This is a genomic window from Cupriavidus sp. 96C5-1, assembly GCF_057798855.1.
The window spans coordinates 72,045-90,874 of record NZ_JBYOJU010000033.1 but is presented as its reverse complement, the minus strand read 5'-3'; the positions used below and the strand labels follow the sequence as shown (position 1 = coordinate 90,874).

Below are 18,830 nucleotides of genomic sequence, written 5' to 3'. Positions count from 1 at the left end.
GAGTGGGTATGTTGATGAGTATTTGGGCACCGTTCGCTGCATGGTGCAGCGTCGCGGTTGCGTTGCTTCACGTCTATGTCATTGTTCAGGGCCCCTGGGCGTATCGATTCTTCGGTGCTGGCGAGCAGCTCGCTACGATGGCGGAGCAGGGTTCTTGGGTTCCGACCTTGCTCACATCCGGCATTACCATTGTCTTCTTCGCCTTCGCCGCGTACTACTTCGCGGCCGCCAGTTGGATTCCGAGACTGCCTTTCTTCAAATGGGCATTGATCGGTATCGCAGCCGTCTATACCTTGAGGGGCGCCATGGTGATACCTGCATTGCTTGTCGGCATGAAGATCTCGCCGTTTGATCTCTGGTCGTCGCTAACATCACTGGCCATTGGCCTGATTCATTGCCTGGCGGCCTGGCAAGCCTTGAGGCGCGCGCTCTGATCAACCGGTTGCGGCCCATTCGTGGCGTGGAGAGAGTCATGGAATTTCGGATTGCACATGTTTTCCCGGGACAGGGGTCCCAGGCAGTGGGCATGCTCGACGCTTGGTCGGAGTGGCCTGTCGTCAGGCACGCAATAGAGGAGGCGTCCGACGCGCTAGGCTTCGATATGTGGAAGATGGTGGCTTCTGGCTCTTCCGCACAACTTGCTGATACGGTCAACACGCAGCCGATCGTTGTCGCCGCGTCGGTCGCATTGTTCCGCGCCTGGTCGGATTTGGGTGGTCAGATTCCGATGCTGTCTGCCGGTCACAGCGTAGGTGAAATCGCCGCGCTCACCGCTGCCGGAGCGATGACGCTGACGGAGGCGATGCACCTGGTGCGGGTGCGGGCCAGAGCGATGGCCGAAGCCGTTCCGCATGGCGGCGGAATGGCTGCCGTCATCGGCCTGGAGGATGCCGTGGTTAGGCGACTGTGCGAAGAAGCCGCGCTTGACGACGTGCTAGAGCCGGCCAATTTCAACGCGCTTGGCCAGGTCGTCGTTGCCGGGCATCTTCGGGCCATTGAGCGTCTGAAGCCCAGCGCCAAAAGGGAAGGGGCGAAGATGGTGATGAATCTGCCTGTCAGTGGCCCCTTCCACAGTTCAATGATGGGCAAGGCTATGACGACGGTCCATGCCTATCTCAGCCATGTCTCCTTCTCGAAGCCCGCGTTTCCTGTGATTCACAATGTCGATCACGCGCCTGCCGACACCAAGACGATGGTGCGGTCGCTATCGCTTCAATTGATCCGACCCGTAGATTGGGTAGGGACGATGACTGGCTTCCAACGCCGAGGCGTGACTCGGGTATTCGAGATCGGTCCGGGCGAGGTACTGACGAACCTGAACAAGCGGATATCTCCGACCATGCTTTCGGTGGCATTGAACACGCCTGCAGCGATGGAGAAAGCGATGAAAACACTCTTGTAAGTGTATGCATAGACACGAGCGCAGCCGTGCTGCGCCAAGATTGATTCCATCACATGGCCGAAAGTGAGATAGCTGGTTGGAAATCGGCACGATATGGTAGCTATGAATGCCGAGATTGCGAAGGTTGTTGCGATGGAACCACCGGATTTCGGTTCAGAGGCATGTGTCCCGGTAGGCCGGGATACATGTCGGACCGTCGACCATCAACGCCGCGGCGTAATCGGGCGGCATGTCGAGAATGGCAAGTGCCCATCGGCCGGGGGCTGTTTCGCCATAAGCACGCAGCAGGGTAGGTGGCCCTTCTGAGCCGGCATCGAACTCGATCTGATCCGGCGGTAGCGATAGGCCCGCGCCGATGGCCTTGACATAGGCCTCCTTGCAGGCCCACAGGCCAAAGAACATGCGTTTTCGGCCTGCATCATCGAGCGCCAGGAATCGCCTTCGCTCCGCTGCGGTCATGATGCGCTCGGCCAGCAGCGCAATCGTTGTCCGCTCATTCATATACTCCACGTCCAGACCGACATCCTGGCCACGCGCGATGGCGATCAGCACCCATGCACCGGAATGCGAAACGTTGAAACGCAGCGTATTCGCGTGCTCGGGCCGCGCCAGCTCAGGCTTACCGTGCGGGCCAAAGCGGAAGACCACGTCACGCCCATCGATTTCGAGGCGTTCGCCAAGGAGCTTGCGTAGTATGCCGCGCGCGAGGATGGACTGATGGCGGCCAGCCGCGCTGCGGAGGCGCGCGACACGCGCCTGCTCCTCGGCGGAAAGCAGGCCATGCAGGGCGTCGAGCCAGGGGAGGGCGTCGGGGACATGCACGCGCCACACTTGTGGATGGTCGGTTTCGGGTAGGTCTTTCATGTTTCTAATGTCGTTGAAATGGGGGTGACGAACGGGAAATTAAAGTGCGCCAGATAGGTGACGATAAAAATGAAAATCAGATGACGTCCGGCCATCTCACGACCGCAGTCCCCCTCAGCCCGCCCGCAATTCCGCCCGCACCGAATGCGCCCGCCGATGCGCGCCCGGCGTCTGGCCCGTATGGCGGCGCACTAAGTTGCGGAAGGCGGACATATCCTGGTAGCCGCATTGTTCGGCAATGGCGGTCAGGCTGAGCGTAGAGACTTCCAGCAGATGGCAGGCACGCTCAACCCGCAATCGGTGCAGGAACTGCAGCGGCGACATGCCCACTGTCTTCATGAAATGCCGCAGCAGCGTGCGTTCGCTGGTGGACGCCACCGCTGCCAGCCGCGGCAGGTCATAGGGCTCGGCCAGATGCTGCTGCAGATAGCGGCGCGCGCGCAGCACCACGCTGAGGCGCGGGGCATCGCCGGTCTTCAACCAGATGTTGACTGCCTCGCCGCGCTCGGGCTGGTCCAGCAGGACGTTGCCCAGCGTGCGGGCCAGGGGGGTGCCGGCGATTTGCGCCACTGCCTGCAGCAACAGCGCATGCATGCGATCCAGCGCGCGGGAACTGAGCAGGTTGCCGCTCTTGACCACTGGCTGGTCGGCCTGCAACCGTCGCGCGGGTTCGCTCAGCTGCAACCAGTTGGCAATCAGCCACGGCACCGCCAGCTTGCGCTGCGCCGGCAAATCGATGGCGACCAGAAGTGCCACTGCCGTGAACGGCGCGACCACCAGCGCGCCGCGCGTAGCAACTGCCGCAATGGCCGCGCGTTCGCGGCCCAGTTGCGACAGCGCATGTTCGAGCCCGGCGATGTGGTCAAACGACGGTGGCGCGATCACCACCATGGCGTCCTTGCCTGCGCCGGCCAGTTCTTCCAGTGGCACGCACGGGCAGCGCAGCACGCTGGCCAGCGCCTGCCAGCGTTGCGGCTCGGCTACCGCCAGCCGCCAGCGAAAAGGCGCCGCCGTGCCGCGCCGCCGGCTTTGCATAGAGGCCAGCATGTTGGCCATGTCCAGCATGTCGACCGCGGTGGAAAGGGGGGAGACAACGGCCGAGGGGTAGCACAGCAGATAGACGTCAGACATGGCGTGGCGGGTTGTTGTTGGGAAGGTGCCTGCCCGATGGCGGGAACGCCGCCAATTGTGGCGGAATCCGCTCTACCTGTCACGGGCCCGATGCCCGACCATGTCAGCGGCACAATGGCGCGTCGCCTGTCGGCGCGCAACATTCCATGGGCCCACAGACACAAGGACGAGGAGACAACACAATGAAGCAACGCATCGTGCGCGGCGCGACCGCACTTGGCGGCGCCGTGCTGGCGGCAGCCACCCTGGGCGGCTGCGCCACCGCAGGCAGCGACAGCGCCAACTGGAGCGAAAGCGGACTCAATGCCGAGATCCGTCGCACCGCCTACGGCATTCCCCATATCAAGGCAAACGACTACGCCAGCCTGGCCTTTGGCATGGGCTACGCATACGCGCAGGACAACGTCTGCCTGATGGCCGACCAGGTCGTTACGGTCAGCGGCGATCGCTCGCGCGTGTTCGGCCCCGACGAAAGTACCGAGGTGTCATTCAAGCGCATCAAGAACAGCGAATCCGACCCATTCTTCCGCGCCATCATCGACGACGACGCCCTGCGCGCCGGCTACGCGCAGGCCTCGCCAGAGGCGCGCGAACTGCTGCGCGGCTATATCGCCGGCTACAACCGCTACCTGCGCGATACCCCGCCGGCCCAACGCCCGGCTGGCTGCCGCAACGCTGACTGGGTGCGGCCCATTACCGCCATCGACATGTTCCGCCTGGCCGAGGAGAAGAGCATCCAAGCCAGCGCCGGCGCGCTGGCAGCGGGCATTGTCGCCGCTGTGCCGCCCAGGGCCGCGGGCAGTGCCAAGACCGCGCAACAGGCGGGGGCGGTGGACGTAGCCAGCATCGACTTCGAAGCCGTCAACAACGACCTGCAACTGCTGGATCCGCCCATCGGCAGCAACGGCTGGGCCTTTGGCAAGGAAGCCACAACGAACGGGCGCGGCCTGCTGCTGGGAAATCCGCATTTTCCGTGGACCACCACCAATCGCTTTTTTGAAGCGCACCTGACCGTACCGGGCAAGCTGGACGTCATGGGCGCGTCCATTGCATCGTTTCCCATTATCAGCATCGGCTTCAACAAGGACGTGGCTTGGACACACACCGTGTCCACCGCCCGCCGCTTCACGCTGTATGAACTGAAACTGGCCGAAGGCGACCCCACCACCTACCTGGTGGACGGCGCGCCGCGCAAGATGACCCCGCGCACCGTCAGCTATGCGGCAAAACTGCCCGACGGCCGTACCGAGCAGCGCTCGCACACCTTCTACATGACCGAATACGGCCCGGTGCTGTCCATGCCATCGGCCGGCCTGCCGTGGTCCGCGCAAAAGGCCTACGCGCTGCGCGACGCCAACCGCAACAACACGCGTTCGGTCGACACCTGGCTTGATATCGGCCGCGCGCGCGACGTGGCTGGCATCCGCACCGCCATTGGCCGCCTGGGCATTCCTTGGGTCAACACCATTGCCACCGACCGCGAAGGCCGCGCCATGCTTGCCGACGTATCGGTCGCGCCCAACGTGTCGGCCGCCATGCTCAAGCAATGCGCGCCGGCCGGCGACAGCGCCGCGCTGGCCGCCAAGCTGATGCAAGGCACGGGCATGGTCCTGCTGGACGGCACGCGGGCTAGCTGCAACTGGACGGTGGACGCGGCATCGCCAGTACCGGGGCTGGTGGCCCCCAACGCCATGCCCGTGCTGGTACGCGATGATTATGTCGCCAACAGCAATGACAGTTCGTGGCTGTCCAACCCCAGCCAGAAGCTGACCGGCTTCTCACCGGTGCTGGGTCCCACCGAAGTTGCGCAACGCCTGCGCACACGCGTTGGCCTGATGGAAATCGGCCGCCGCCTCTCGGGGGAGGACGGCCTGCCCGGCAACCGCTTTGACGTGCCCAGCCTGCAGGCCGTGCTGTTCCGCGACCGCAACCTCTCCGGCGAACTCGTGCTGGATGACCTGCTCAATGCCTGCCTCGACACCAAAGACGCCGACCTGAGCGACGGCTGCACGGCGCTGCGCAAGTGGGACCGCCACAGCAACCTCGATAGCCGCGCCGCACCGCTGTTCCGCGAGTTCTGGATGCGCGCCAGCAAGATCCCCAAGGTCTATGCCATCGAGTTCAACCCCACCGATCCGGTCAACACCCCACGCGGACTGCGCATGCGCGATGAGTCTGTGCGCACCGAGGTCTTCAAGGCACTGAAGGACGCCGTGCGAGCCATGCGCACTGCCGGCTTCGCGCTGGATGCGCCGCTGGGCCAAGTGCAGGCCGCCGCGGCGCCGACTGGCCGCATCGCCCTGCACGGCGGTGAGGAGTACGAAGGCGTGCTCAACAAGCTGCAAAGTACCCCGGTGTCGGACAAGGGTCTGCAGGTCTACTTTGGGACCAGCTACGTGCAGACCGTGGGCTTTGACGAGCAAGGGCCGGTCGCTGAGGCGCTGCTGGTGTACGGCCAGTCGGTAGATCAGCAGTCGCCGCACGCCTTTGACCAGATGGCGGAGTACTCCGCCAAGCGGTGGGTGCGGCTGCCGTTCAGCGAGCGGGCAATTGCGGCGGACCCGCAATTGAAGGTAACGCGGCTGAGCCAGTAAGCCGGCGGCGTTGGGAGCGGGGCCGCCAGCCCCGCGCCGCCATCGATAGGCGATGTCCGCCGCCCGTCTGTCGACGTAAGACGGCGATGCCTGTCCTGTCCGCTGGCAGGACAGGCTGACCGGCCAGAGACGTAAAACAAACTGACGAATGCCGGCTGCCGAGCAAGCCCCCGACCCGCCAGTTGCTCATGTCGAACGTTAGGCGTCTCACGCAATGCCCACTATGACCACTGCCACGGTCGGCGATGCAGTGTAAGCGTGCCCCGAAATCCACGCATCCAGCGCTTGATTTTGATCAGGGAACCGCTGCCTCGCAGCCCGTGCAGTGGATGTGAAAATGGAGCTTCCAAGAACTATATAGGCTCCCTCCAGGCCGAGGGCCTGATGTTCTGGTTCAGGTGAAAGAAATTGGCCGGGTCGTACGCAGCTTTGAGCGCGGCGAGGCGCGCGTGGTTTTCACCATAGGCGGCACGCACGCGGTCCTCGCCCTCGTCACCGAGGTTGTTCGCATAGACGCCTCCGGTCGAAAAGGGCTTGACGGCGCTCCACACGTCGCGCGCCCAGCGGATGGCCGCATCTTCCTCTGCCGGAGCATCCCAGATCGAGATGGGGAAGCAGTCGTAGCGCGCATCGCGATTCGCATAGGGCGTTGCCGATGCGGGAACGCGGGCAATGGCGCCGCCGACGTGCTGGAACACCAGCAGCGAGGAAGCCGAAGGCGCACGCGCATAGGTCTCGAGAAGGGTGTCGATCGCGGCGTCGGTGAGCGTGTGCAGATACTGCGCCTTCCAGTAGTAGCGGCGTCCGCGCGGAAAGAGACTGTCGCCGCCGGACTGGATCTGAAGGTATGGAACCCGGTCTAGCTTGCTCTCGAGCGGGGCGCCGTGCTCCAGGAGTGGACGGATGACGCGCTCGCCGGCCTCGTTCGCTCCGCAGTAGCAGGCCGAGATGTTGAAGAAGCGCTCACCCGACGGGGCCGTTACCAGGGCGGCGTCCACACTGAGTTCGTCCGGGGCCTGGGCGCAGAAATCATCGTAGAACCGCATCGCATCGCGCGCGCGGCCGTAGGGGTGGAGCACCGACCCGACCAGCAGTACCGGCCCGACCGGGTGAAGCTGGTATTCAAAGGTGGTGACAATGCCGAAGTTGCCGCCACCTCCGCGTAGTCCCCAGAACAGGTCCTCGTTCTCGACGGCGCTGGCTTTCACGAGCCTGCCATCCGCGAGCACGACTTCTGCGGCCAGAAGGTTGTCACAGGCCAGGCCGTGTTTGCGCCCCAGCTTGCCGAACCCGCCGCCCAAGGTCAGTCCGGCAATGCCCGTGTCGCTATTGACGCCCATTGTGGTGGCCAGTCCATGGGCCTGTGTGGCGGCATCGAACTCGGCGAGGCTCAGGCCGGCTTCGGCGCGGGCCACGCGCCGCGCCGGGTCGACGGCAATGTGCTTCATGCGGGACAGATCGATGACGATCCCATCGTCGCAAACCGACAGGCCCGCCACATTGTGTCCGCCGCTGCGGACCGCTACAAGGTGGTTGCCCGAGCGGGCGAAGGTCACCGCTTCGATGACATCGGCCGTGCTGGCGCAGTACACGACCATGGCTGGCCGCTTGTCCACCGCGCCGTTCCAGACCTTGCGCGCTTCCTCGTAGCCGGGATCGTCCGGGAGGACCACATCTCCATCGAGTTTGCGCCGCAAGGTATCGAGAACTGCGGCCGGCCGATCGGCCCAGAGACGGCTGACCCGTTGTCCAGTGTCCATACTTACCCCCATTTTTCGGTTCGATCGGGGGGGGCAATCCCATCCGACTGGGAGCATACTGTCACGCGCCCTTTCGCATGGCAAAATCAAAGAACTCAGCTCCAGGTGAGGAGAATTCATCTACATCCATGAGAAAGCTGCCTCCTCTGCGATCGCTGCAGGCCTTCGAGGCTGCCGCCAGGCTTGGCAGTTTCAAGGCGGCGGCCGCTGAGCTCCATGTGACGCCCACGGCCATCAGCCATCAGATCCGACTGTTGGAAGAGACGTGCGGGCACCGCCTGTTCCAGCGCCAACCGCGGCCTCCGGTGCTTACGGGTGCGGGTGCGAGGCTGTATCCGGCGCTGCGCGATGGTTTCGATGCCCTCCTGGGCGCGGTGGCCGGGATGGCTGAGTCCAGGGCGCCGAATCCGCTGCGCGTCACGAGCCCCAACGCGTTTGCGAGCCGATGGCTGGTTCCGCGTCTGCCGCAGTGGCGGGAGCGATACCCCGACATCGCGCTTGAGATCATCGGAACGGACGCGATCCTGGACCTTCGGGCGGGTGACGCCGATGTGGCGATCCGCTATGCCCGGACCATGCCGGCAGGATTCGTCGTGCGGGAAATCTGTCGGGACACGTTTTTCCCGGTCTGCAGCCCGGCGCTACTGCTCAAGGATGGACACGCCATCGAGCGCGCCTCAGATTTGATGCGCTTCCCCCTGATCCATTTCGACTGGATGACCCGGGATCCGAACGCCCCCACATGGCAGCAATGGCTGGCGACCGCGAGCCTGATCGATCCGAGCTTGAAGGCGGCCGACAAGACGTGGGCGCTGAGTTTCCGGGAAGAACTGCATGCCATCGACGCCGTGGTCGCCGCGCAGGGGATCGCGATCTGCAGCGACGTCGTGGTGGGCCATGAGCTGAGATCCGGGACACTCGTCAAGGCCCATCCGCTGTCGCTGCCAGGCTATGGCTTCTACCTTGTCGCCATGGCCCAGAACGTGAGGCAAGCGGACATTGAGGCTTTTGCAACTTGGATGCGGGCCATGGACTGAGCGGAGCCTGCATTCTTCCTGTCATTTCTGCCGCGCGTCGGCGCGGGGCGATGGAGCGGCAGGGGCAGCCAGGCGCGGTGATTCTCGACGGACGCACGCTTCAGTCCACGTGCGGGAGCGGGCCAAGAGCGGGCTACGACGGGTACAAGCGCACGCGAGGAAGCAAGGTGCATATGGCCGTCGATGGCGATCATCTGCAAGATCGCCAACGCGCTGGAGTGCAACGTGGCCGAATTGATGGCGAGCGTGGAAGCACTCGTCGAAACGAATCAGCCTTGATCGCCAGCGCGGATGTAAGCCGCCAACCCGGCCGCCAGCGCCGCGAAAGTTACCGCGCAGCGCGCGCTGGCCCGCAAATCCTCATGCATGGCGATCCAGGTATCCATCGTCAGCGAGAACTGGCTACGTAAGACCCGAACCAACTGCTTGTCCCTGGCGGCCAGCGCCGACTGGCAGATACCGATGCCGAAGCCTGCGCGGATCGCACCCAGTTGCGCCAGGTCGCTGTCAGCCCGAAACGCGAAGCGATCCCGCGACAAAGCCGGAACTTTCTCCTGAAGCCGGCGAATGTAGGCGTTCTCGTGGTCGAAGCCGATGACCGCGTGGCGGGACAAGGCGTCCATCGAATTGGGCATACCTCGAGCGGCCAGATAGCGCTCGTGTGCATGCAGACCCAGTTCAATCCCTCCCACGCGCTTGACCACCAGCGCCTCTTGCACCGGCTGGAACATGCGCACCGCGATGTCCGCCTCGCGATGCAGCAGATCGTCAGCCCGGTTGGACAGCATCAGTTCGATGACCAGTTCGGGGTGCTCGCTGTGCAGCGCCGCCAGGATCGGCGGCAGAACCTCGACGCCGATGACCTCGCTGGCCGTCAGCCGCACCGTACCGCGAACACCTGATCCGTGGCTGCTGGCAGCCCGGCGCAGAGCGGCCGCCGTGGCGGCGATACCGGCGGCATAGGGCCGCAGCTCCCGCGCGGCGTCGGTGGGCGCGAAGCCGTCGAAGGAGCGGGTGAAAAGCTTCAGTCCCAGTGCGGCCTCCAGGCTGTCGATGTGCCGGCCTACGGTCGGTTGCGTCAGGCCCAGCGCCCGGCCCGCAGCGGACAGCGAGCCCGTCTCCAGGACTTGGAGAAAGCTCCGGTACCACTCCCAATTCGGTTCGTTGTCGGCCATGGTATGCAAATTTCTATAGCTGCTAGCGGATTCTAGGCAATTTCCTTATTGCCTGTCCATCCGCAAACTGCAGCCATTCGCAGCAAAACCGCTCAACGCAACGGAGTCCACGATGCATCGAGCCGCCGCCATCGCCCAGCCTCGGGCGGGCGGCCTGGCTTGCCGCAGCCCTTCGCAAGTTGTTCCTCTGACCCTCTCACTGAAAAGAAACCACCATGTCCAAAGTCGCATTGTTCGGCGCCGCTGGCGTTATCGGCCAGAGCATCGCCGCCGCGTTCGGCAGCCAGGGCCGCCCCTACCGCGTCGTGGGCCGCAGCGAAGCCAGCCTGCGCAAGGCCTTCGGCCACGACCCGCTGGCCGAGATCGTCACCTGGAATCCGGACTCGCCGGCCTCGGTACGCGCCGCGGCTGAGGGTGTGGACACGCTGATCTACATGGTCGGCGTGAATTACTGGCAGTTCGAGCTGCACCCGGAGCTGATGCGCAAGACGCTGGATGGTGCGGTGGCCGCCGGGGTCAAGCACCTGATCCTGATCGGCACCGTGTATCCCTACGGCCGGGCGCAGTCCAACCCGGTGCGCGAAGACCATCCCCGCGAGCCGCACACTTTCAAGGGTCACATGCGCAAGGCCCAGGAAGACTTGCTGATGCAGGCCCACGCCGACGGCCGCATTCGCGCGACCGTGCTGCGCCTGCCGGATTTCTACGGCCCCGGCGTCGAGGCCAGCCTGCTGCACCGCGCCGCGCAGGCGGCAGTGAACGGTGGCACCGCCGACATGGTCGGCCCGCTCGACCGCCCGCACGAGTTCGTCTTCGTGCCAGACGTGGGGCCGGTGGTGGCGCGGCTCGTCGAGACGCCGGCCGGCTTCGGCAAGATCTGGCATCTCGCGGGTGCCGGCGCCACGAGCCAGCGCGAGCTGGTCGCGGAGATGGAGCGCCAGACCGGCGCGAAGCTCAAGCTGCGTGTCGCGGGCAAGACGATGCTGCGCCTGATCGGCCTGTTCAACCCCTTCATGCGCGAGATGGTCGAGATGAACTACCTGATGACCGAGCCGCTGGTCATGGACGACTCGGCGTTGCAGCGGCTGATCGGGCCGATCCACAAGACGCCGTACGTGGAAGGTGTCCGCCAGATGCTGGCGGCCATTCCGAAGACGCGCATTCTTTCCGCCGCGATTGCCTGAGGAAGATGGCCATGAACCACCCCACCTCCATCGCTTTCCAGCGCCGCATCATCAACGCTTGCGCTGTTGCCGGTCTCGTGCTCGGCGCGCTGTCGAGCGCAGGACAGGGGTCGTGCGTGCCGTTCTCGCCTTCGATCAGGCGGGCATGGACGGCGGCCGGGAACGAAGGATCGCCGCCGGACAGTAGCCAGCCGATTCCCGGCCGGAATCCGGTGACAATTGGCGTTTGTTCGACGGTATCGCAGTCGACGAACTGGCTATCGTCGCGTAACTCGCGGCACTGCGTGTACCAGGGGAAGCGCGTTGGAAGAGGTGAGCAATCCGGCTCTTTCCAGCCCATTCGCGATGCGAGCCAGGTCCGCCGGAATCCTGAAGGGCATGCAAGCAATTCGATCGGCGAACGAGTAGCTAGGGTTGATGGCGATGAGCTCGTTCCAGACGCCTCGCGCTTCGTCGAGATAACCAAGATTTCCCAACGCTGAAGCAAGATAGGCCCGGCTCATGTCTGTCTCAGGGACCAGCAGAATGCGTTCTCGCAGGATCGCGACAGCCGTCTCGTAGTCGCCGGAAACAATATGGGCTACGCCGAGGTGGTGCAGATAGCCCTGGGTGAAATACGGGTCAAGCTGCATGGCCCGCTCCAGATCGCGAATCGCCGACCGGGGGTGCCCCGAATAGATGTTCAGCGTCGCCCGCAGAGACAGCGCCGGGGCGAAGTTCGGGTTGAGCGAGAGCGCTTCTTCGACTTCGAGCGCCCAGCGACTGAAGTCCTTCCGGTACATCGCGACCAACGCAGCCACGCCATGCGAGAACGGTTCACCCGGATCACGCTCGATGGCTTTTTCGACCAGCGCTTCGGCTTCGGCGAGCGAGCGTTGGGGGTCGTCACTCCAGCGGTTGTAGTAGGCTTGGGCAAGGGCCATGCCCAGAGCGGCATAGGGCGACGGATAGTCGGGATCGAGAGCGATCGCCTGTCGGAACAGCTCGCACGTTCTCTCAAAGACGGCAATGTTCTGCGTCGCGCCCCGCTGCATCGCTCGGCCTCGCAGAAAGCACTGGTAGGCTTCCATATGCGTCGTCCCACCGGATACATCGCGAGGCCACAGCGCAACCTCAACGGGGTTCAACGCGGCGCTTAGCTCGGCAACGATCTTGCGAGCGACCTCGTCCTGCACCGTGAATATGTCATTGAGTTCCCGGTCATATCGTTCGGTCCACAACTGGCTACCGCTGATCCCATCACTCAATTGCGCGACCACGCGAATGCGGCCGCCGCACGTCCGAATACTCCCTTCGATGATGTAGCGGGTGCCGAGCTTGCTTGCGATACGTCGCACGTCCACGGACATGCCCTTGTAGGCAAAGCTGGAGCTTCGGGCAATCACGATCAGGCCCGGGACCTTCGACAACGTCGTTATGATCTCGTCCGCCAGCCCTTCGGCAAAGAAGTCCTGACCGGTATCGTTGCTGAGACTGGCGAACGGCAGGACCGCCAGCGACGGCTTGGGTGAATGCAGGCCGGCTGCCTCTTTAGGCGTTGCAACAGGGCTCTTGAAACAATATCCGATGCGCGGAACGGTGGCGATCCATGCGTCGCCATCGGGCGCGAGGCCAACCGCTTTTCGCAGTAGAGCGATCTGGACCGAAAGATTGCTCTCCTCGACAGGGGTCCGGGGCCAAGCCGCGTCCATGAGATCCGCCTTGGTGACGATCTCGCCCTGCCGCTTGAGCAGAGCGGCCAGAAGCAGGATGCCCCGGCGCCCGACCGCCACGCGCTCCCCCTGCCGCTGGAGCGTCCCGTCGTCGAGATTGAGTAAGAACGGACCGAAGGTGAAACGCTGTCCCTGCATATGGCTCCGTGCGGCAACGGTTCGGGAATTATTCGGACTTTATTCGGCAGCCCTTCAATACTCCAGCGCTGGCTATCACGATACTGCTCCCCACTGCAGCCCTTTGGTCCATGCTGCAGCCGCACAAAACCGGTCACCGTACAGGAAGGAGGGCAGCTGAGATGACAACATTATCATCGCCTACGCCGTCAGTCGAGAGCCAGGCGGCCATCGTGCTCGTGCACGGCGGCTTCGTGGATGGCTCCGGCTGGGAAGGCGTGTACAAGATCCTGAAGAGGGACGCCTACGACGTCCATGTGGTTCAGAACGCGACCCAGTCGCTTGCCGATGACGTGGCGGCAACCCATGCCGCCATCGACGCGCAGGGGAGGCCGGTCATTCTGGTCGGCCATTCCTATGGCGGCGCAGTCATCACCGAGGCAGGCAGTCATCCTAAGGTGGTGGGCCTAGTCTATGTCACGGCGTTTGCGCCGGACAGCGGCGAGTCCGTCGCGACGCTCATCGCCAACCCCGCGCCGGGCGCACCGGTTCCGCCGATCGTGCCCCAGCCCAACGGGACGCTCCTGCTGGACAAGGCGAAATTCGCCGAGGCTTTCGCAGCGGATCTCGACCCTGCCAAAGCAGCCTTCATGGCCGACGCCCAGAACCCGTGGGGCCTGGATGCGCTGAATGGCGTGGTCACCGCCCCCGCCTGGAAGACGAAGCCGAGCTGGTATCTGGTCGCCAAAGATGACCGGATGATCCCACCCGATGCGCAGCGCGCCATGTCAAAGCGCGCGGGTTCCACCACCGTGGAGCTCGAGGGAAGCCATGCGATCTACGTGTCTCAGCCCGGTGGCGTGGCCGAACTGATCGAGGCGGCCGCCGAAGCGGTCACAGCTTGCGCGAACTGAGTTCCACCGTGCACTTGACCGCTGGCAGCTGCCATACCCTGGGCGTACTCCCTTCCGTTGCACTTCATAGATGAGGTATCAGATGCAACCCACTACTTTCATTTCCTGGCGCGCCATGCTGGGCTTTGCTTCGCTGGCCATCGGCGTCATGGCACCGAACGCCGTTGTCGCCGCCGAGCGCATCAAGAACGTGGTGCTGGTCCACGGCGGCTTCGTCGATGGCGGCGGCTGGGAGCCGGTGTACAAGCTCCTGAAAGCCAAGGGCTTCAATGTCAGCATCGTCCAGAATCCCACGACCTCGCTCGCGGCCGACGTAGCCGCCACCAAGGCGGTGCTGGATGCGCAAGACGGCCCGGTGGTTCTGGTGGGCCATTCGTACGGCGGCGTAGTCATCTCGGAGGCCGGGAACGACCCCAAGGTCTCGCGCCTGGTCTATATCGCGGCGTTCGCTCCGGACAAGGGCGAATCCGTCCAGAAGCTGATCGCCAATCCTGCGCCCGGCGCCCCGGTTCCCCCCATCCTGCCGCCGGTCAACGGCTTCCTGATGCTGGACAAGGCAAAGTTCGCCGCGGCTTTCGCTGGCGACGTGAAGCCTGAACGTGCCGGCTTCCTGGCAAACGCCCAGGTACCATGGGGTGTGGACGCCCTGGCGGGTGAAGTCAGCACGCCGGCGTGGCGTTCGAAGCCGAGCTGGTACCTCGTCACCAAGGACGACAAGATGATTCCGCCGGACGCCCAGCGTGCCATGTCCAAGCGCGCCGGTGCGATCGTGGTCGAATCCGCGGGCAGCCATGCGGTGTACGAGTCGAAGCCGGCTGCGGTCGCGGCCCTCATCGAGAAGGCTGCGGTGTCGACAAACTAGGCGGCGCCGCGAAGCGCATGACGCCCTCCGGGCTCAGCCTGGAAGGGCGTTTTTCCGCGGACTGCCTGCGTCTCGCTCCAGGCAATCCTGCGGTCGACCGACAGCGATCATTTCGCTAGACTCGTCGACTCGGGCGCTCGTCGGCCACGCGATGCCATCGATGGTGCGAAGGGCCTCTTGAATGCGGGCCTGTGCCTGGAGCAATTTGTCGCGCAGCTCGTCAGGGTCATGGTGGATCCCATGTCCGTTTGTGCTCACCGAGCCCGGATGAGGCGTTGTAAGCAGCGTGCCAAGCCGTCTCGGCCGTCACACAACCCAAGTGGTGCCGGCAACTGAGAACCATTCTCCGTTACGTGAATGGTTTTCCTATTCACTCGGCCGGCGCGGCATCGCCCGCACGCCCCAAGAGGAAGCCGCCGAAAGCCGCTAGCGCGACGCCGAGAATGCGGCCGGCTGGAGGAGAAGCTGGATGGTGGACGATCGATCCCATTTTTCCCAGTTGTTCCAAGATTGTCGCAGTTCTAAGCTTCATATACGTCAACACACCGCGGAGCATGTCATGAACACCCCCCAATCCCACGAGCGCCTGACCCGCGACAACGCCGTCCTGCTGCTGGTCGACCACCAGGTCGGCCTCTACACCGGCGTGCGCGACATCGATACCCTGGCGCTGCAACACAACGTCGTCGGCTTGGCCAAGGCGGCGCTGGCGCTGAAGCTGCCGGTGATCGTCACCACGACCACCGAGGGCATGTGGGGGCCGCTGATCCCCGAACTCGCCGCTGCGCTGCCGGGCACGGAGCGCATCGAGCGCACCACCGTCAACGCCTGGGACGAGCGCCGCGTCGTCGATGCGGTCGAGGCGACCGGCCGCAAGCACCTGATCGTCACCGGCATCTCGACCGACGTCTGCCTGGCCTTCCCGGCGATCTCGGCCCTGGCCGGCGGCTACACCAGCTATGCGGTGATCGACGCCTCCGGCGGCTTCAGCAAGACCCAGGTCGAGATGGGCGTGGCGCGCATGCTGCAGGCCGGCGTGATTCCTGTCGGCTACTCGAACGTCGCCGTCGAGATCCTGGCCGACAACGCCGCGCCGGAAGCCGAGGCCGTCTACGCCGCGCTCGGCATTCCCTTCGCCGGCCTCGTGTACGGCCTGAAGCAGTACTTCTCGCGTGGCTGAGCCGGCGCGCCATGCGACGCATGCGGCCCTTTCTTTCCACCACCTGACCCATTGGAGAAACTGCGGGTGGCACCATCACCGTGCCGGCATGGAAGAGCAAACCGGGCTGGTACCTGGTGGCCACCGGCAATTGCATGATCCCGACACCGGTGCAACGCACGATGGCGCGACGGGGTAGCCCGCTGCGCTTTCCCTTGGAGGGCACGCGTGCAGCGCCGGAGGTACGAACATTCTCTGCCTGGCGTAGCAAAGCAAAGGGACGTCTTTCGACGCCCCAGGCAGGATCAGACCGCGAGTGGCTCGTGAAGCGTTCTTTCTATCCTTTGACGTACACCGATCAAATGTCGAGCTGACGCTCACTCATCCACTTGACCATGGCCGGGTCACGGTGTGAGAAGAAGCTGCTTTTGCCAGTTTCAAGCTGTGCGATGCGTGCCATGTCGGAGTCGTCTAGGGCAAAGTCGAAAACCTTCAGGTTCTCCTCCATCCGTTCCTTGCGCACCGACTTGGCGAGCGCCACGATGCCCCGCTGCACCACCCAGCGCAGTACGACCTGGCCGACCGATCGGCCGTGCTTGTGGCCGATGTCCGCCAGCACTTCGTTCTGGAACAGGTTGTTGCGGCCCTCGGCAAAGGGAGCCCAGGCCTCGGCCTGCACGCCGTTCTCGCGCATGAAGGCCACGCTTTCCTCCTGCTGGTGGAAGGGGTTGACCTCCACCTGGTTCACAGCCGGAACGACGTCATTGAAGCCGATGATGTCCATCAGCCTGTCGGGGTGGAAGTTGCTGACGCCGATGGCCCGCACCTTGCCCGCCTTCAGGGCGTCCCCCATCGCTCGCCACGACCCATGCACGTCGCCGAAAGGCTGGTGGATGAGATAGAGGTCGAGATAGTCCAGTTGCAAACGGCGCAGTGATTTGTCGATAGCTTGCTGAGTCCGTTCGTACCCGGTGTCTTGCACCCACAACTTCGTGGTCACGAAGAGATCGGTGCGCGGCACGCTGGCATTCTTGATGCCCCTGCCAACCGCTTCCTCGTTGAGGTAAGAAGCCGCGGTGTCGATCAGCCGGTAGCCGTTGCCGATGGCTTCGGCAACGCAGCGCTCGCACTCCTGGGGATCGGGGATCTGAAAAACGCCGTAGCCGAGGATCGGCATCACGACGCCGTTGTTCAGTGTGACTTGTTGCATGGTGTGTTCCTATTCAAGGCAAGGGGAGGGGGGGCGCCTCATCTGGCGGTGATGCCATTGAGCCAGTTCGTCACCTAATCGGCTATGTCGGCTACCCTGGATTGCAGGGCGGGTGCATACCCGGTTTCGCGCTCCTCGCGCGCCTGCTCCACTGTCTCCAGGTAGTCTTCGGGGTAAGCCGCCGCCGGCACGATCTCGAACAGATCGGTGCGCCGTGCGCGGCGGATCAGTCCGGCAACGACGCGCGTATTCCCCGATCGGGGGAAATATGCGAGGAGCGTCTTGGCGCACTGGCGTCGCATGTCGCCGCTGACAGGAAGTGCGGCGAGTGCCGTCTTCGCTGCACGTCGAGTCGAGTCGTGATCAATCGTGTGCGCTTCGCTGCGTTCTGGTTTGGGTTGCTGCATGGATGTCATACCTCGACCCAACAGAGGAGTTGCCAGACTTGGCGCCAGCGAATGTCCGGGCGATCAGTGCTGGAAACAGAGCGAAGAGTCGCTTGGTTCATGTTGGCGACTTCTTCCAATGCCAGTCGCTCGCGAGCAGCTCATAAGCACGGTCTGCTATGGGCAGCTATGAGTGTAGTCACTATCCAGGCATCTGATTAGATGCTAAATTCAGCAAGAACTTGTGAATTGGATTCAGTAATGCCGCGCGATAGCTACAACGACCTGCTTGCGTTCATCCAGGTGGCACAGCAAGGCAGCTTCACGCGAGCGGCTGCGCAAATGGGCGTGTCTCCATCCGCGCTCAGCCATGCCATTCGCGCGCTCGAAGCACGCTTGGACGTCCGCCTCCTGGCACGGACCACGCGCAGCGTATCCGTGACAGAAGCAGGCGAGCGGCTTCTGGCCAGTGTTGCACCGCACTTCGAAGACATCGATGCCGAGCTGGCGGCAGTAAGCGAGTTGCGCAAGAAACCATCGGGGCTGGTCCGCATCACGGCGGCGGAGTTTCCTGCCACTTACCTGATATGGCCCAAGCTATCCCAGGTTCTGCCGGACTATCCCGATATCACCGTGGAGGTGACGGTGGACTACAATCGCACGGACATCGTCTCCGAACGCTACGACGCGGGCGTGCGCCTGGGCGACGAGATCGCCAAGGACATGATCGCGGTGCGCATCAGCCCCGACATGCGCATCGCAGTAGTGGGCTCACCTGCCTACTTCGCAGGCAAAACGAAGCCAAAGAAGCCCCACGACCTGGCCGAGCACAACTGCATCAACCTGCGGCTACCCACCCACGGCGGGCTCATGGCCTGGGACTTCCGCAAGGGCAAGCGCGAACTCAAGGTGCGCGTGACCGGGCAGTGGATCTACAACAGCATCTCGCCCATCGTGCGCGCAGCGCTGGCAGGGCAAGGCCTGGCATTCCTGCCCGATGATGCGGTGGCCGAGCACATCGCCGAGGGGCGGCTGGTCCGTGTGCTGGACGATTGGTGCCAGCCCTATACCGGCTACCACCTGTACTATCCGAGCCGCCGGCAATCGTCGGGGGCCCTGGCCGTCATCGTCGAGGCATTGCGGCATCGCGAGCCTCCGCGCAAGACGGCGAAAACGAAGCGCCGCTCGGCTTCGTAGTCCGCATCCAGGCACCGGTTGCTCGCATTGCTGAATTCAACTCAAAACCGCATGCGGGATTCGGGACTTAATCAAAACAGTCCAGCCCTCTACGATTTCCTTCACTGACCCAGATTGGGCGCAGGC

At 63.9% G+C, this 18,830-nt stretch carries 16 protein-coding genes and 1 pseudogene; 10 read left to right on the top strand and 7 right to left on the bottom strand.

Going from position 1 to position 18,830, the window contains the following annotated elements:
- Positions 1 to 8: 8 nt before the first annotated feature.
- Both AC3FOF_RS29830 and fabD read left to right on the top strand, forming a co-directional pair.
- A complete protein-coding gene (locus AC3FOF_RS29830; RefSeq protein ID WP_017230161.1) occupies positions 9 to 434 on the top strand; it encodes a hypothetical protein in 426 nt (141 codons plus the stop codon).
- Positions 435 to 472: 38 nt separating this feature from the next.
- Positions 473 to 1,402: an ACP S-malonyltransferase gene (gene fabD, locus AC3FOF_RS29825; RefSeq protein WP_017230160.1), complete on the top strand. Its 930-nt coding sequence runs from the start codon at positions 473 to 475 to the stop codon at positions 1,400 to 1,402.
- Between the two features lie 153 nt (positions 1,403 to 1,555).
- On the opposite strand, the gene AC3FOF_RS29820 is transcribed toward fabD, so the two are convergent.
- Entirely contained in the window at positions 1,556 to 2,266 is a 711-nt protein-coding gene (locus AC3FOF_RS29820; RefSeq protein ID WP_488728647.1) for a 4'-phosphopantetheinyl transferase family protein, read from the bottom strand.
- A gap of 114 nt (positions 2,267 to 2,380) precedes the next feature.
- On the bottom strand, positions 2,381 to 3,397 hold the full coding sequence (locus tag AC3FOF_RS29815) for a GlxA family transcriptional regulator (protein ID WP_488728646.1): 1,017 nt from the start codon (positions 3,395 to 3,397) through the stop codon (positions 2,381 to 2,383).
- Positions 3,398 to 3,579: 182 nt separating this feature from the next.
- Between AC3FOF_RS29815 and AC3FOF_RS29810 the strand changes: the two genes are divergently transcribed.
- Positions 3,580 to 5,991: an acylase gene (locus AC3FOF_RS29810; RefSeq protein WP_017230157.1), complete on the top strand. Its 2,412-nt coding sequence runs from the start codon at positions 3,580 to 3,582 to the stop codon at positions 5,989 to 5,991.
- Positions 5,992 to 6,344: 353 nt separating this feature from the next.
- Here AC3FOF_RS29810 and AC3FOF_RS29805 read toward each other — a convergent pair whose 3' ends face one another.
- Positions 6,345 to 7,751 carry an FAD-binding oxidoreductase gene (locus tag AC3FOF_RS29805; protein ID WP_488728645.1) on the bottom strand — a complete coding sequence of 469 codons (1,407 nt, stop codon included), beginning with the start codon at positions 7,749 to 7,751 and terminating at the stop codon, positions 6,345 to 6,347.
- A gap of 128 nt (positions 7,752 to 7,879) precedes the next feature.
- On the opposite strand from AC3FOF_RS29805, the gene AC3FOF_RS29800 reads away from it, so the two are divergent.
- Positions 7,880 to 8,788: a LysR substrate-binding domain-containing protein gene (locus AC3FOF_RS29800; RefSeq protein WP_488728644.1), complete on the top strand. Its 909-nt coding sequence runs from the start codon at positions 7,880 to 7,882 to the stop codon at positions 8,786 to 8,788.
- Positions 8,789 to 8,844: 56 nt separating this feature from the next.
- A pseudogene (locus tag AC3FOF_RS29795) lies at positions 8,845 to 8,973 on the top strand (IS5/IS1182 family transposase); the annotation flags it as partial.
- Positions 8,974 to 9,057: 84 nt separating this feature from the next.
- Here the strand turns inward: AC3FOF_RS29795 and AC3FOF_RS29790 are convergent.
- Positions 9,058 to 9,963, bottom strand: a complete 906-nt coding sequence (locus AC3FOF_RS29790; RefSeq protein ID WP_488728643.1) for a LysR family transcriptional regulator — start codon at positions 9,961 to 9,963, stop codon at positions 9,058 to 9,060.
- 215 nt (positions 9,964 to 10,178) lie between these two features.
- Here AC3FOF_RS29790 and AC3FOF_RS29785 point away from each other — a divergent pair, with 215 nt between their 5' ends.
- Positions 10,179 to 11,147: an NAD-dependent epimerase/dehydratase family protein gene (locus AC3FOF_RS29785; protein WP_488728642.1), complete on the top strand. Its 969-nt coding sequence runs from the start codon at positions 10,179 to 10,181 to the stop codon at positions 11,145 to 11,147.
- Between the two features lie 257 nt (positions 11,148 to 11,404).
- Here the strand turns inward: AC3FOF_RS29785 and AC3FOF_RS29780 are convergent, their stop codons facing one another.
- The gene (locus AC3FOF_RS29780) at positions 11,405 to 12,997 is read right to left on the bottom strand and encodes a winged helix-turn-helix domain-containing tetratricopeptide repeat protein (RefSeq protein ID WP_488728641.1); all 1,593 of its coding nucleotides are present in this window, start codon (positions 12,995 to 12,997) and stop codon (positions 11,405 to 11,407) included.
- A 161-nt stretch (positions 12,998 to 13,158) separates the two neighbouring features.
- Here AC3FOF_RS29780 and AC3FOF_RS29775 point away from each other — a divergent pair, with 161 nt between their 5' ends.
- The 3 genes from AC3FOF_RS29775 (at position 13,159) to AC3FOF_RS29765 (ending at position 15,932) form a co-directional block, all read left to right on the top strand.
- Positions 13,159 to 13,890: an alpha/beta hydrolase gene (locus AC3FOF_RS29775; RefSeq protein WP_488728640.1), complete on the top strand. Its 732-nt coding sequence runs from the start codon at positions 13,159 to 13,161 to the stop codon at positions 13,888 to 13,890.
- An 82-nt stretch (positions 13,891 to 13,972) separates the two neighbouring features.
- A complete protein-coding gene (locus AC3FOF_RS29770; protein ID WP_276266174.1) occupies positions 13,973 to 14,752 on the top strand; it encodes an alpha/beta fold hydrolase in 780 nt (259 codons plus the stop codon).
- Positions 14,753 to 15,311: 559 nt separating this feature from the next.
- Positions 15,312 to 15,932 carry an isochorismatase family protein gene (locus tag AC3FOF_RS29765; protein ID WP_017230149.1) on the top strand — a complete coding sequence of 207 codons (621 nt, stop codon included), beginning with the start codon at positions 15,312 to 15,314 and terminating at the stop codon, positions 15,930 to 15,932.
- Positions 15,933 to 16,269: 337 nt separating this feature from the next.
- Here the strand turns inward: AC3FOF_RS29765 and AC3FOF_RS29760 are convergent, their stop codons facing one another.
- Positions 16,270 to 17,121, bottom strand: coding sequence for an aldo/keto reductase (locus AC3FOF_RS29760; protein ID WP_017230148.1), 852 nt, complete (start codon positions 17,119 to 17,121; stop codon positions 16,270 to 16,272).
- Positions 17,122 to 17,195: 74 nt separating this feature from the next.
- Positions 17,196 to 17,528 carry an NADPH-dependent FMN reductase family protein gene (locus AC3FOF_RS29755; protein WP_488728639.1) on the bottom strand — a complete coding sequence of 111 codons (333 nt, stop codon included), beginning with the start codon at positions 17,526 to 17,528 and terminating at the stop codon, positions 17,196 to 17,198.
- A gap of 240 nt (positions 17,529 to 17,768) precedes the next feature.
- Here AC3FOF_RS29755 and AC3FOF_RS29750 point away from each other — a divergent pair, with 240 nt between their 5' ends.
- Positions 17,769 to 18,704 (top strand): LysR family transcriptional regulator, encoded by a 936-nt coding sequence (locus AC3FOF_RS29750; protein ID WP_488728638.1) that lies wholly within the window; start codon positions 17,769 to 17,771, stop codon positions 18,702 to 18,704.
- Positions 18,705 to 18,830: the final 126 nt, after the last annotated feature.